Genomic DNA, 13,987 nt, shown 5'->3' with positions numbered 1-13,987 from the left:
CGCCTCACTTGCCGGTGTGCCGCGGCGCGGCGCGCAGGGTCACGGTGATGCGAAGCCCGCCTTCGGCGCGCGGGGTCAGGGTGAGGGTCCCGTCGTGGGCCTGCACGATGCTCCGGACGATCGCCAGGCCGAGCCCGACGCCCGCGTGGTCGGTGCGCGTGCGTCGGGTGCCGCGCTGGAACGGTTCGGTGAACGTCGAGACGAGCTGGGGCGTGAGCTTCTCCCCGGTGTTCTCGACGGTGAGCACCGCCTTCCTGCGCTGCACGGCCGTCCTGACCCACACGGCCCCCTGCTCGGGCAGGTTGTGGACGATCGCGTTGTGCAGGAGGTTCGTCGCCATCTGGAGCAGGAGCGCGTGCGAGCCGGTGGTGGGGGTCATGTCGCCGGAGGTCTCGATGGTGAGCCCGCGCTTCTCCGCGAGGGGGAGGAGCGTTTCCGCGGCTTCTTCCGCGACGAGCGAGAGGTCCACGTGCTCGCGGGTGAAGGACCGCTGGTTGGCCCGGCTGAGCAGGAGCAGCGCCTCGGTCAGGTCGATCGCCCTGGTGTTGACGAAGTGGAGGCGGTCGACGAGCTCGCCTGCATCGCGGTCCGGGTCGCTGCGGGCGACGTCGAGGAGCGTCTGCGTGATCGCCAGCGGGGTGCGCAGCTCGTGGGACGCGTTCGCGGCGAACCTCTGCTGCTCGGCGTCGTGCGCTTCGAGCCGCGCGAGCATGGTGTCGAAGGCGTCGGCGAGTTCGCGGAACTCGTCCTGGCGGCCCTCCAGCCCGATCCGGTGGGAGAGCGAGCCGTTCGCGGCCAGGCGGGTGGCGTGGGTGATGCGGGTCAGCGGCGCGAGCATGCTGCCCGCGAGCAGCCACCCGCCCAGCAGGCCGAACAGGAGGAGGAACACCATCACCAGCGCCGCTTTCGGGACGAAGGCGTCCTCCAGGGCGTTGCGGTCGGGCATCGCCGGGCCCGGCCGCCAACTGTCCGGCGGCTCGATGTGGATGACCTCGGGCACGTAGCGCAGCAGGAACAGCCACACGACCGTGAGCAGCAGGCCGCCGGCGACCATGAGGAACCCGGCGTAGCTGAGGGTGAGCTTGAGGCGCACGCTCATCCCCGGCCGCCTATCCACGCCCGCGTCCCTCGCGCCCGGTGGTGGCCGCCGGGTCGATGCGGTAGCCGACGCCCGCCACGGTGGCGATGATCCACGGTTCACCGAGGCGTTTGCGCAGTGCCGACACGGTGATGCGCACGGCGTTGGTGAAGGGGTCGGCGTTCTCGTCCCACGCCCGTTCCAGCAGCTCCTCGGCGCTGACCACACCCCCTTCCGCGGCCACGAGGACTTCCAGCACGGCGAACTGCTTCCTGGTCAGGGCGACGTACCGGCCGTCCCGGTAGACCTCGCGGCGGAACGGGTCCAGCCGCAGCCCGGCGATCTCCCGCACGGGCGGCCGGTTGTGCGCGCGCCGGCGGTCCAGCGCCCGGAGCCGGAGCACGAGCTCCCGGAGCTCGAACGGCTTTGTGAGGTAGTCGTCGGCGCCGAGCTCGAACCCGGTGACCTTGTCGTCCAGCCGGTCGGCGGCGGTCAGCATCAGGATCGGCGTGCCGCTGCCGGACGCGACGATGCTCTCGGCCACCTCGTCGCCGGAGGGACCGGGGATGTCGCGGTCGAGCACGGCGATGTCGTAGGAGTTGACGCCCAGCAGCTCCAGCGCGGTGTCGCCGTCACCGGCGATGTCGGCGGCGATGGCCTCCAGCCGCAACCCGTCGCGGATCGCCTCTGCCAGATAGGGCTCGTCCTCGACGATCAGCACACGCATGCCCCGATGCTACGGGCGGCCCCATATCGCCGGCATATCGAAAAACGCGAACGCGCGGGCAACACCGCGTTGCGTTCAGTGGGGGCATGCGCTACAGCGAACCAACGCGAACCGCGGTCCGCCGTGCCTCATTGTCCGACTCCGCCGCCCGACGCGCGCACGGCGCCGTTCCGGTGCCCGTCACGGTTTTCGACGACGAGTCCGCCGCCGTGGTCAACCTGCGTCTTGACCTGCTCGGTGCCCTGCGCCGAGCTGCGGAGGACGCCGCGGTCGACGGGGTCGAGTTCCTCGTCAACGGCGGCTGGCGTTCACCGGAGTACCAGGAACGGCTATTCCGGGAAGCGGTCTCGAAATACGGCTCCGAAATGGCGGCTGCCCGCTGGGTGGCCACTCCCGACACTTCCGCCCACGTGTCCGGCGACGCCGTCGACATCGGGCCGGCGGCGGCGCGGGCGTGGTTGTCCGAGCACGGCGCCGGGTACGGGCTGTGCCAGATCTACCGCAACGAACCGTGGCACTTCGAACTGCGTCCGGAGGCCGTCCACCACGGCTGCCCGCCGCTGTACCCGGACCCCACGCACGACCCGCGGATGCGCCGGCGACCCGTGGACGCGGCGACCTCCTCCGGATGAGCCGGTGGTCACCTGCCGGCGCCGGTCAGGAGCGGTTCTGGCCGGAGGGGGCGGCGCGGATCGGCTTGGGGCGCAACGCGGTCAGGTAGGCGCGGAAGTTCGCGCTGTCCTCCTGCTGCTCCGCGCGCCAGCGGGCCAGGTCGTCGGCGGTCACCGGGCGGCCGGTCAACCGCGACAAGTGCTCGATGAGCACGCTGTCGTCGTCGGCCGCGTCGAACACCACCTTGTGCGCGGAGATCTCGAACTTCCGCATCAGGTCCATGCGCAGCGTCGAGTAGATGAAGGAGTCCTTGCCGAAGCGGTAGGTCTCGGGCATCTCCATGTGCGCCGACTGCGCGCTGTGGTACCACGACACGTACACCGACTCGTCCAGCATCACGTACCGGTAGACGGCGGTGTCGTCGTTGTAGAGCACCTCGACCGGGCAGAGCCTGCGGCAGTCGAACAGCGAGACGAGGTTCATCAGCAGCTCGTCCTCCAGCTCCCGCTCGACCTGCTCGATCGTCATCCCCGCCGACTTGGGCCACGACATCCGGTCCCACGCCCGGCGGCTGATGGCCCGCCGGTTGCCGGGGTTGATCATCGCGATCCGGATCTGCTGCGGGTGGTGGTGCGCCACCAGCAGCCGTGCCGCCACGTACCGGGCGCTGGGCCCGTAGAACGCGAAGAAGCCGCTCTCCTCCAGCTCCACGGTGAGGTCTTCGTTGTACTCGTCGCCGAAGCCGTCGGTCGGGTTGAGCGCGTCGTAATGCTTGGACGGCAGGAACAACCTGTTGGTGCGGGCCATGTTCTGCGTGATCCGCTCGGCGACGCCCTCCAGGCTCTCCGCGATCGTCTCCTGCGTGTGGCGGTCCTGGATCCAGTTGGCCAGCGCGGCGAACATGAGCGCGAACACCACGCTGGCGAACAGGTTGAGCCCGATGGACGAGGAGATGTCCGCCGCGGTCAGCGCGTCGTCCTGCATCACCAGGATGACGCTGATCAGCAGCCCGACACCGCACGCGGTGAAGAACGAGTAGCGGACCAGCGTCCGGCGCAGGCGGCCGGCGGGGGTGGGGCCGGTGCCCTGGTGGTCAGACGCCATGGCGCTCCCGGTCCGACCCGGTCAGCGCCCACCGGACGACCTCGGGCAGCCCGCGAGCCACCGGCACGCCCAACGCGCGCACCCGCTCGTGGCTGACCAGCGGTCGCTCCGCCGGGTGGTACAGCAGGGCGCGGACACCGCACGCCCGCGCGGCGTGCACGTCGTCCACGCTGTCCCCGACGACCAGCACGTGCGCCGGGTCGACGTCGAGCCGGTCCAGGTGCCGGCGCAGGTGCGGCTCCTTGCGCGGGCCCTCGTCCGCGCGCATGCCGTCCACGTGCGAGAAGAAGTGCGCGATGTCGGTGAACTGGGCGAGCGCGACCAGCCGGCCGTGCGGGAACATCGACAGCAGCGACTGGGTGCGGCCCGCGTCCCGCCACTCGGTCAACGCCGCCGCGGCCTGCGGGTGCACCGCGGCCTGCGCCAGGAAAGCCGTGTAGGAGTCGTGGAAGTGCCGGTCGAGGACGAGCTGCTCCGCGGCGGTGAGCACCCGGCCCGCCAACCGGTTGTAGAACTCGCTGATCGGGCGGGTGAAGTGCTGCTGGTAGGCGGTCAGCGTGACCTCCGACAGCCCGCTGCGCGCGAACGCGTCGACGGTGGCGCGCACCAACGCGTCACCGTCGTCGAACAGGGTCCCGTTCCAGTCCCACACGACGTGGTCGATCCGCATGCGCCCGGGCCTCTCCCCACCCGTCGAGCGTGAAGGTGCGCCGCCACTGAATCACGTCGCACGGGGCGGCGCGCGGCGTTCGGCGGGGTGGCGGGCCAACTTCACCCGACTGGCAGCGCCGTTTCCGCAGGTCTGCGATCATGGCCCGGTGCGGCGAGCGGGAGCGCGGGTGCTGGCGGCGAACCGGCGGCTGTACTCCGGCGACGAGGTGGCGGGCTACCTGCGCGACCCCTACCACCGGCGGCGGCTGGAGCTGGCCATCGGGTTGCTGCGCGCACGGCTGCCCGCCGGGTCCCTGGTGGTCGACCTCGGCGCGGGCGGGGGAGAGGTCGGCACGCTGCTCGCCGCGCGCGGGCTGCGGCCGGTCGCGTGCGACGCGGTCCTCGACGCGGGCCGGTCCGCCCTCGCCGCCGGGCTGCCCGCCGTGGCGCTGGACGTGGGCGACGAGCTGCCGTTCCGCGCGGCCTCGGTGGACGGCGTGTTCGCGGGCGAGATCATCGAGCACGTCTACGACCCGGCGTTGCTGCTGCGGGAGTGCCGGCGGGTGTTGCGGCCCGGCGGCGTCCTGGTGCTCACCACGCCGAACCTGGCCACCGCGCAGGACCGCCTGCGCTTCCTCGCGGGCCGCGCGCCGCGCCAGGTCGACCCGTTCCACGAGTACCTGCACGTGCACATCCGCCCGTTCACGCACGGGCTGCTGACCACCGGGCTGCGCGCGGCCGGCCTGGCGCCGACCGCGTTGCGCTCCAACTACGTCCTGTGGCGCACCCGGTTCGGCGAGGTGCGCTCGGCGTGGGCCGCCCGCCGCTGGCCCGCGCTCGGCGGCACGCTCGTCGTCGCGGCGGTCCGCCCGGCGGGCTAGCGGTCAGAACGGCTCGTCCAGCGGCACCGAGTGCACCCCGCTGAGGAACGCGTCCAGCTCGCCCACCTCGAACCGGCACAGGCCGATCACGTGCCAGAACTCGCTGCCCAGCGTGCCCTCGAACTTGTAGCGCCCGTGGGGGGTCAGCGCGGCCCACACCTCCGGCAGGCCGATCAGGGTCAGCCCGAGCCCCGGCCCGGACGGGCCGGCCAGGTCCCACAGCCGCGCGGTGCCGTCGTCGCCGCCGCTGGCCAGCCGCCGCCCGTCCGGGCTGAACGCGACCGACCAGATCCGCCGGGTGTGACCCGGCAGCACGTGCGTGCGCTCACCGGTGGCCACGTCCCACAGCGACACCACGGCGTCGTCGCCCGCCGTCGCCAGCGTCCGGCCGTCCGGGCTGAACGCGCCCGTCCACCACCGACCCCGCTGCGACCGCAGCACGTGCACCGGGTCACCGCTCGCCACGTCCCACAGGATCGCGGTGCCGTCGTTGCTCACGCTCGCCAGCCGCGTGCCGTCGGCGCCGAAGCCCACCTCGTACACGCGGTCGGTGTGGCCGAGGAGCGTGGCCAGGCACTCGCCGCTGTCCCGGTCGAACACGCGCACCTTCGAGTCGTCGCACCCGGTCGCCACCCGGCGGCCGTCCGGGCTGAACGCGATGGAGCGCACGCGGCCGCGGTGCTCGCGCAGGGTGACGACCTCGCGGCCGGTCGCCTGCCACCACAGCCGCACGGTGTCGTCGTCGTTCGCAGTGGCCAGCACGTGGCCGTCGGGCGAGAACGCGCTGGCCCACACGTAGTCCGTCTCGATGTCCAGCTCCAGGTCGGCCCGCCACGTCGACAGGTGCCACAGGTGCACGCCGCCGTCGTTGCTCGCGGTGGCCAGCAGCGGCGCGGCCGGGTTGAACGACGCCGAGATCAGCTGGTCGTCGACGCCGGTGAGCGCCCGCACCTGCCGACCGGTGCCGGGGTCCCAGATGCGCACCACGCCGTCGTTGCCGCTCGCGGCCAGCAGGTCGCCCGTCGGGTCGAAGGCCACCCGGGTCACGCGGCGGCCGTGCCCGCGCAGCTCGTGCCGCTGCCGACCGGTGACCGGGTCCCACAGCCGCAGCGTGCCGTCCCGTCCCGTGGTCGCGAGCTGCGCCGAGTCCGGGCGGAACGCCAGCGGCCACACCGGACCCCGGTGCGCGGCCAGCTCGTGGCGGTCCTGCCCGGTCCGCCCGTCCCACATCCGCACGGTGCCGTCGCTGTCGCCGCCGGCCAGCGTCGAGCCGTCCGGGCTGAACGCCAGGTGGTAGACGGCGGTGGCCTGCCGGTGCTGCAACGCCGTCCACGTCGGCCGCTCGTCGTCGGAGTCGGGCAGCCGCCACAGCCGCACGCCGCCGGTGGTGTCGCCGCTGGCGAGCAGCTTCCGGGTCGGGTGGAACGCGGTGGCGTACACGTGGCCGCCGTGCGCGTCCAGGTGGTGCCGGCACTCGCCGGTCACCGGGTCCCAGATCCGCAGGTCCGCGGCCTGCCCGCCGGCCGCCAACCGCGAGCCGTCCGGGCTGAACGAGAGGGTGTAGACGGCCGTGCCGCCCGGGTTGCGCAGCCGGTGGGTCTCCTGCCCGGTGGTGAGGTCCCAGATCCGCACCGCGCCGGACTCGTCCGCCGTCGCGAGCACCGGCACGTCCGGGTCGGGGTGGAAGGCCAGCGCCCACACCCGGTCGACGTGCCCGGACAACCGCCACCGCACCTCGCCGCCAGGCACGTCGCGCACCCACACCACACCCGCCGCGTCGCCGTAGGCCACCGAACGCCCGCGCGGGTCCAGCCGCAGCGGCCACACCGGCGCGGTGTGGTCGGTCAGCACCGCGCCGGGGTCACCGGTGAACGGGTCCCAGAACCGCACCGTCCCGTCGGCGGACGCCGTGACCAGGGAACTGTCCTCCGGTCCGAGGTCCACCGCGTAGACCCGGTCGAGGTGGCCGTTGAGGGTGCGCACGGCCACGCCCTTGCCCGTGTCGCACACCAGCACGCCGCCGTCGGCGCTGCCCACCACGAGCAGCGAGCCGTCCTCGCTGTAGGCCACCGGTCGCGGCAGCCTGCCGTCCTCGAAGCCGAACGGCACGCCCACGCCCGCGGGCGGCAGACCGGTGAGCACGGGCTGTCCCGGCGTGATCGCCGCGCCGGCCAGCTCCGGCGCCGACCACAGCACCCGGTCCGCGGCCACGTTGATCAGCGCGGCCCGCGCCCACCTGCTGCCGTCGACCCGGGCGCCGCGCAGGTCGGTCTCGGCCAGCCGGGCGCCGCTGAGGTCGGCGCCGGTCAGGTCCGCGTCGCGCAGCACGGCCTGGTCCAGCCGGGCCCGCCGCAGCCGTGCGTCGCGCAGCACCGCCCGGGACAGCTTGGCCCCGACCAGCAGGGCGTCGCCCAGGTCGGCGCCGGTCAGGTCCACGCCGCTGAAGTCCCGGTGCGACAGGTCCTCCCCGCGCAGGTCCGCGCCGCGCAGGTCGGACCGGACCGGCGCGCGCAGCCGCTTGCCGATCTTGAGCGCGTTGGTGTTGGCGACGTCGTCGGCCGCCCGCGCGGTCCACGCCTGCAACGCCGCCGGGTCGCCGAGGTCGCACAGGAAGTCGACGGTCAGCTGGGACAGCACGGTGCGGCTGAGCAGCGGCACGGACCGCTGCCCGGCGGCGAGCACGCGCGCGATCTCCTTGGCCACCAACCACTCCATCACCGAGCGGTGGATGAAGCCGAACATGTCGTTCTCGGTGCGGACCAGCAGGCTCCCGGCCCCGACGGCGTGCGTGGCCTGCGGCGGGGACAGCTGCGCCTCCGCCATGCCGCTCAACGCCTCGGCGACCTCGGCCACGTCGACCAGTTGCAGCAGCACCTCGTTCGACTCGAACATCCGCAGCGCCAGCGTGGTCACCGCGTGCCACAGGTCGTCCACGGACAGGCCGACCGGCGCGCCCGGCGGGTTCGCCCGCCGGTGCTCGTGCGCCAGCCACGACGACAGGATCTCCTCGTACAGCTCGGCCGCGCTCATCGCGTCCCGCGCCGCGACGGCCGCCAGCCGGTCCGCGTCGAGGTCGGCCACGAAGCTGAGCATGCGGGGGTTGCGGGACAGGCCGCCGAGGTCGTCGATGCCGTTGATCAGCCGGGCCCGCTCGTCGGCCACGGCCCGGTCCGGACCGAACCGGTTGCGCAGGTAGGCGTGGATCTGGTCCGGGGTGAAGTCCTCCAGCATCAGCACGCGCCGTTGCGGCAGCACGCCGACCCGCTCGCCCAGCGCCGTGCGCACCTGCGCGTCGTTCTGGAAGTGCTGGGTGCGGCTGGTGACCACGATCTTCGCCTTGCCCTCGGCCGCCTCCAGCAGCGTGTTGAGGTGGTCGGCGGCGCGGTCGTAGCTCACCCGGCTGGCCAGCTCGTCGAAGCCGTCGAACAGCAGCGCCAGCCTGCCCTGCCGCAGCAGGTACCGGAACGCGCTCAGGTCGATGCGGGACTCGCCGTGGTTGGCCAGGTGCGCGGCGACCAACCCCTCCACGGTGTGCGACTTGTCCAGCGCGTGCAGCTCGATCAGGATCGGGGTGACGCCGGGCAGCCGCGTGGGCAGCGTCATGGCCAGCGTGCGCATCGCGAACGTCTTGCCGCGCCCGAAGTCGCCCATCAGCAGGATGAACCGGCCCTCGTCCGCCGAGAGCAGCTCGACCAGCTCCGACACCACGTCGTCGCGGACCGCCGCGGACGCCGCCCCCGTCTCCCGGAAGCGCTGCGTCACGTACAGGTCCGGCGGGTACACGCGGTCCTGGCGCAGCCGCTCGGTCTGCGCCGCCACGTAGCCGCGCAGGTCCAGCAGGCCCTGGAACTCGGTGAAGCTGCGCACCCGCACGCCGTCGCGGGCCGCCTCCGCCGGCAGCGTCACGCCGGGGTGCGGCCCGAGGTAGACCAGCTCGGCGGCCAGCTCGTCGCCGTTGCGCCGGCGCAGCAGCACGAGGTCTTCCACGTCCGCGGCGGTGGGCGCGCCCACGTGCGCGGCGATCAGGAACTGCGGCACCGCGTCGCCGTCGGGGTAGCTGACGAGCAGGGCGGCGGGACGGCCGGGCAGCCGCCGGATCCGCGCGCCGGGGTGGCGGACCTCGCAGACCTCGGCGATGCGCCGCAGCAGCCGGTCGACCGGGTCGCGCGACTCCGGGTCGTCCTCGACCGGGCGGAGCCCGTCCACGATCAGCGGACCCGACCCGGTGGGCGCGGTGAACGGCCGGGAGTCCCGGGTCCAGGTCCGGCGCGCCCGCGTGGCGGCGGTCGCGTCGTCCGGGAGGGTCCAGCTGTCCAAGCCCTCGTGGGTGACGTGCACCAGGCGCGTGCCGCCCGACGCCGGCGCCACCAGGGCGGCACCGGACGGCAGCTCGCCGATGCCCTCCTCGGCCGCGTCACCGCCGCCCGACAGCACGAGGTCGAGGTGGTCGCCGAGCACCCGGTCGAGCGAAGCCGCGTCCGCCAGCGCCCAGCCCGCGTCCGCTCCGGGCGCGGGCACGTGGGCCACGACGCCGATCCGCAGGTGCCCGGCCCGGGTGAACGGGTCGAGGTGGCGGGCGAACCAGTCCACCTGCGACTCGCCGAGCACGCCGGGTTCGGCGAGCGTCAGGTGCGAGTGCGCGACGGTGGAGTTCAGACCCGCCACCACGACCCGCAGGTCCGGCACGGAGAACAGCGACCACGGCTGCCCCTGGTCGAAGCCCGGCCCGTCGATGTCGGGGTGCAGCTGCCCGAACAGCCGCGAGAAGTGCCGCCACTTGCGGAAGTACGGCGGTTCCGGCTCGATGCCGTCGGCCCGGCAGTCGGCGAAGTACGCCTCGCACGCCGGGGCGGTGATGTCGCCGACGCCGGGCACCACGACCACCCGGTCGCCTTCCAGGCCCAGCAACGACCGCAGGCCGGTGACGAACCCGACCACCTGGTCGAACTGGTCGGGCGTGCCGGACTCGGTGAGGCTGCCGCTGAGCACCACCAGCTCCGGCGCGGGCGGCCCGTCCCGCGTCACCTCGCCCAGCGCGGCCTCCAGCGCGGCGAGCCGCTCCACCGGCCCGGGTCGGCCGGGGCCGAAGCGCGGCGCGGCGATGTGCAGCAGGCCGAGCTCGTCGCGCGGGCGGGCGGACTGCGACACCGACGGCGGGTAGGCGACCGGGTCGCGCCGGGGCGCGGCGAACGTGCGCGGCGCGCGTGCGGGGGCGGTGAGGGTCGGCGTGGTGGCCTCGCCCGCGAGGGCTCCCGGGTAGTGCGGCGTGGCCTCGCTCGGCTTGGCGCGGCCGGTCAGCGCGTGCCCGAGCCGGTCGAGCAGCCGCTGCCTGGCCCGCGCGGGGTCGTCGATGCCGACCAGGTCCACGAACGTGATCGGCGCCAGCAGTCCTTCCGGGAACACGTTCTCGACGCGCACCGGGAGCAGCAGCTTCGTGCTCGGCTGGTCGTGCGCGGCCTGGAGGGCGGCCATCCACTCCAGCCTGCCGTAGCGCGAGGCGAGGTAGTTCCGCGACAGCACGGCGATGACGGCGCTGGACTCGCGGATGCCGCGGTCGATGAAGTCGAGGAAGTGCGTGCCGGGCACGAAGTCCCAGCTCTGGATCATCACGTCGTAGCCGGCGTCCTCCAGCTCGTGCGCGATCCAGACGGCCCACTCCACGTCCAGCAGCGAGTAGCTGATGAAGAAGTCGACCGGACCCGACCTCGGCGGCCGCGGACCCCGGGCCGGCGGCACGCTCTCGCCCTGCACCGGACCTGGGAGCTGTCGCACCGGGCCTCCTCGGCGGTTCGGTGTGAAAAGAAATAACCGTCGGGCACCCGGCGAAGCGCCGGCCGGTGTGCCCGCTGACCGGGAATACCCGCCGCGTTCCCGCTATTCCTCGGCGGCCGCGGCAGAGTGGCTGTAGAGCGTACCGGCCGCATTTCCGCCGCTCGATCCCCCGAACGGGGCGAGACCGTAGAGGGTGGTGCAAGTGCCGCACGGGCTCATCCCGTAAACGGCCAAACCCGGCAGCGTGCCGCGGAAACCGCTCGCCGCGGGCAGCCCGCCGAGGTCGACCCGGAAGCGCGGGTCCTCCGGCCAGGCGAGCGTGACGTGCGGGTTGAACCGGTCGTCGCCGACCGGCGGCCAGGTCTCGGTGACCTCGTCGTAGCCGAACCGGGACAGTTGGCGGCGGCGCGCCGGGTCCGCGCCAACGTCGGCGAGCACGTCGGCGATGCGCTCGCCGGCCGGGTCGACGTCGCGCAGCCGGCCCCGGCGCAGCGGCTCCACCGCGTCCAGCACCGCCCGTTGCAGCCCGATCCAGTCCGCAGTCCTGCGGAAATACAGCTCGGGCGCGCCGACCGGGTTGTGCCGGTACTCCTCGCCGACGGCCGTCAGCGCGGGCAGCCCCGCCGCCACGTCCCGGGTCGCGTCGACCACCGCCCCGATCTCGTCGGCGTCCACAGCGAGCATGAACAGCGACACGTGCGGCGCGCACGGTCCGGGCGGACCGCCGTCGAACGGCTCGCCGAGGCGGAAGCGGGACCGGTGGCCGCCCGCCCGCATGTCGCGGGCGAGCCGGTCGCTGAGTTCGAGCGCGATGTCGTTCAACCGCGGTGGCAGCAGCGCCACGACGTCCAGGGTTTCCCGCGTCATCGACGATTCCCTCTCGTTGCGCACAACGGGGTCGAACGAGAAGTCGTTCGCGCATTGTGCTCGACCGCCCGACAGCGTAGTGGTGCGTCCGGTGTTCGGGAATCGAATGCGACAACCCGAGGTGCGCATTCTTTCCATCGACGGGTGATGCATCCACCCGAATGGGGTACGCGAGATAAGGCCGATGGTGACTGTGGCAGCATTGCTCGCATGTCCGACGAGCGGCTCGAAGCCGGACGCGCCGACCCGACCCCGACCGACTCGGCCCCGCCGGAGGACCGCCGGTCGCGACGCCCGGCGCGGTGGCTCGCCCGGCTGCACCCGCTCGACCTGGTGGCGCTCGGCCTGCTGTTCGTCGGCCTGATCTGCGTCCTCGCGGGCGCGCTGCCGGTCGAGCAGGCGGGCGCGACGGTCGGCAGGCTGGTGCCGCTGCTGCTGTTCCTCGGCTCGGTGATCGTGCTGGCGGAGCTGACCGCCGAGGCCGAGGTGTTCAACGTCGTGGCGACCCGGCTGTCCATCCTGGCGCGCGGCCACTACTCGTTGCTGTTCCTGCTGTGCGTGGCCCTGGCGGCGGTCACCACCATGGGGCTCAACCTCGACACCACCGCCGTGCTGCTCACACCGGTGCTGCTCGCGCTGGCCGCCACCCTGCGCATCGCGCCCCTGCCGCTGGCGATGACCACGGTGTGGCTGGCGAACACGGCGAGCCTGCTGCTGCCCGTCTCCAACCTCACCAACCTGCTGGCCGCGGACCGGGTGGCGCTGGCGCCGGCGGAGTTCGCGGCCCGGATGTGGGCTCCCCAGGTGGCCGCGATCGTCGCGACCGGCGTGTTCCTGTGGGTGTTCTACTGGCGGCGCGGCCGGCGCGGCGGTGACGCCACCTACCTCCCGCCCGCGCGCCACCGGCCGGCGGACGCCGTGCTGTTCCGGGTGGCGGCGGTCGCGTGCCTGCTGTTCGTCGCCGGGATCGTGGTCGGCGTGCCGATCGGACTGGCGTCGGCGGTGTCGGCGGGGCTGCTGGTGCTCGCCTTCGCGGTGCGGCGGCGCGCGGCGCTGCGGCCGGGCCTGATCCCGTGGCGGCTGCTGGTGTTCGTGATCGGCCTGTTCCTGGTCGTGGAGACGGTCAACCGGCACGGCCTGGCCGGGATCGTGGGAGCGCTGATCGGTGTGGAGGACAGCGCGCTCGGCGCCATCCGGGCGGCGGGCACCGGTGCGGCGCTGTCGAACCTGGTCAACAACCTGCCCGCGTACGTGGCGGGTGAGTCGGTCGTGCCGACCGGGAACCACGGGCAGCTGCTGGCGCTGCTCATCGGGACGAACGTGGGGCCGATCATCACGCCGTGGGCGTCGCTGGCCACGTTGCTGTGGTACGAGCGGTGCGTGGCGAGCGGGGTCCGGGTGCCGATGGTCCGGTTCGTGTGGACCAGCGCCGGGCTGGCGGTCACCGCGCTGGCGGCCTCGATCGGGGCACTGCTGCTGGTCGGCTGAGGGAACGCCGGTCCGGGCGGTCGGCGGGTCGGTGGTTGGTGCTGCCGGGTGGTGTTGCGTTGCCGGTTGGTCGGCCCGGGTCACTCGCCCGCGCCGGCGGACTCCGTGACGCGGGTGCCGCCGAGCGCCGCCCGTGCCGCCCGCACCACCCGCGTGGCGACCTCCGGCGGGCACGACTCCCGCCGGGTCCGGTGGCGCGCGGTGTCCAGGCCGCCGAGGGAGAGGTCCGTGCCGCCGGGCGTGGTCAGGCCGAGGGCGACGGTGGCGACCAGGCCCTGCGGCTCGGGCACGAGCGTCTGGTGGAACACGCCGGCCCGCTGGGTGTAGCCCTCGCCCGCGCGGTGCGTGGTGACGGCGTCGACCTCGGTCCGGACGAGCCTCCCGGTCGGGTGCAGCACGTCGCCCTCGGCGGAGCTGCGCACCTCGAACACCTGGTGCGTCGGCGCGTCCGGGTCGTCCACGAGGCGGACCGTCTGGTTGCGCAGCACGCCGGTGAGGACCCAGCTGTCGAGGTCCCAGCTGTGGCAGTGCGTGGGTGAGGTGGTGAGCGTGGCGCGCCGCCACTGCGGGCCCCACAGGTGGAGGCACACGCCCTCGTCGCCGGACCGGTGCGCCGGGACGCACAGGAAGCCGAGGGGGTGGCTCACCACGGTGGTCGGGGCGGTTCCGGCGGCGATCCCGTCCAGCAGGGCGCGGGCCCAGTCGGTGATCGACTCGCCGTCGCCCCGCCCGATGGCCGCGGACAACTCGGAGTAGAGCGTCATGGCACGCCTCCGGCTGGGTTCGGGCAACTCAGAGTACCAACGC

10 protein-coding genes are annotated in these 13,987 nt (G+C 73.7%); 3 read left to right on the top strand and 7 right to left on the bottom strand.

What is annotated here, in order from left to right; translation table 11 throughout:
* Positions 1–4 precede the first annotated feature (4 nt).
* Positions 5–1,117, bottom strand: a complete 1,113-nt coding sequence (locus ACIQMJ_RS33770; RefSeq protein WP_499765048.1) for a sensor histidine kinase — start codon at positions 1,115–1,117, stop codon at positions 5–7.
* Positions 1,110–1,805, bottom strand: a complete 696-nt coding sequence (locus tag ACIQMJ_RS33765) for a response regulator transcription factor (RefSeq protein WP_499765047.1) — start codon at positions 1,803–1,805, stop codon at positions 1,110–1,112. The genes ACIQMJ_RS33770 and ACIQMJ_RS33765 overlap by 8 nt, the downstream gene beginning before the upstream one ends.
* A gap of 173 nt (positions 1,806–1,978) precedes the next feature.
* Between ACIQMJ_RS33765 and ACIQMJ_RS33760 the strand changes: the two genes are divergently transcribed.
* A complete protein-coding gene (locus ACIQMJ_RS33760) occupies positions 1,979–2,437 on the top strand; it encodes a M15 family metallopeptidase (protein ID WP_499765046.1) in 459 nt (152 codons plus the stop codon).
* A gap of 25 nt (positions 2,438–2,462) precedes the next feature.
* Here the strand turns inward: ACIQMJ_RS33760 and ACIQMJ_RS33755 are convergent, their stop codons facing one another.
* Together ACIQMJ_RS33755 and ACIQMJ_RS33750 are read right to left on the bottom strand one after the other, a co-directional pair.
* Positions 2,463–3,521: a hypothetical protein gene (locus ACIQMJ_RS33755; protein WP_499765045.1), complete on the bottom strand. Its 1,059-nt coding sequence runs from the start codon at positions 3,519–3,521 to the stop codon at positions 2,463–2,465.
* Positions 3,511–4,191, bottom strand: a complete 681-nt coding sequence (locus tag ACIQMJ_RS33750) for an HAD family hydrolase (RefSeq protein WP_499765044.1) — start codon at positions 4,189–4,191, stop codon at positions 3,511–3,513. Before ACIQMJ_RS33750 ends, ACIQMJ_RS33755 begins: the two co-directional genes overlap by 11 nt.
* 148 nt (positions 4,192–4,339) lie before the next feature.
* Between ACIQMJ_RS33750 and ACIQMJ_RS33745 the strand changes: the two genes are divergently transcribed.
* Positions 4,340–5,053 (top strand): class I SAM-dependent methyltransferase, encoded by a 714-nt coding sequence (locus ACIQMJ_RS33745; protein WP_499765043.1) that lies wholly within the window; start codon positions 4,340–4,342, stop codon positions 5,051–5,053.
* 3 nt (positions 5,054–5,056) lie between these two features.
* On the opposite strand, the gene ACIQMJ_RS33740 is transcribed toward ACIQMJ_RS33745, so the two are convergent.
* Entirely contained in the window at positions 5,057–10,825 is a 5,769-nt protein-coding gene (locus ACIQMJ_RS33740) for a WD40 domain-containing protein (protein WP_499765042.1), read from the bottom strand.
* Between the two features lie 102 nt (positions 10,826–10,927).
* On the bottom strand, positions 10,928–11,692 hold the full coding sequence (locus ACIQMJ_RS33735) for a hypothetical protein (RefSeq protein WP_499765041.1): 765 nt from the start codon (positions 11,690–11,692) through the stop codon (positions 10,928–10,930).
* A 210-nt stretch (positions 11,693–11,902) separates the two neighbouring features.
* On the opposite strand from ACIQMJ_RS33735, the gene ACIQMJ_RS33730 reads away from it, so the two are divergent.
* Entirely contained in the window at positions 11,903–13,180 is a 1,278-nt protein-coding gene (locus tag ACIQMJ_RS33730; RefSeq protein ID WP_499765040.1) for an ArsB/NhaD family transporter, read from the top strand.
* Positions 13,181–13,260: 80 nt separating this feature from the next.
* Here ACIQMJ_RS33730 and ACIQMJ_RS33725 read toward each other — a convergent pair whose 3' ends face one another.
* Positions 13,261–13,944 carry a hypothetical protein gene (locus ACIQMJ_RS33725; protein ID WP_499765039.1) on the bottom strand — a complete coding sequence of 228 codons (684 nt, stop codon included), beginning with the start codon at positions 13,942–13,944 and terminating at the stop codon, positions 13,261–13,263.
* Positions 13,945–13,987: the final 43 nt, after the last annotated feature.

Origin of the sequence: Actinosynnema sp. NPDC091369, from assembly GCF_044757065.1 — a bacterium.
GTDB lineage: Bacteria > Actinomycetota > Actinomycetes > Mycobacteriales > Pseudonocardiaceae > Actinosynnema.
This window is presented reverse-complemented; position numbering and strand designations above follow the sequence as displayed.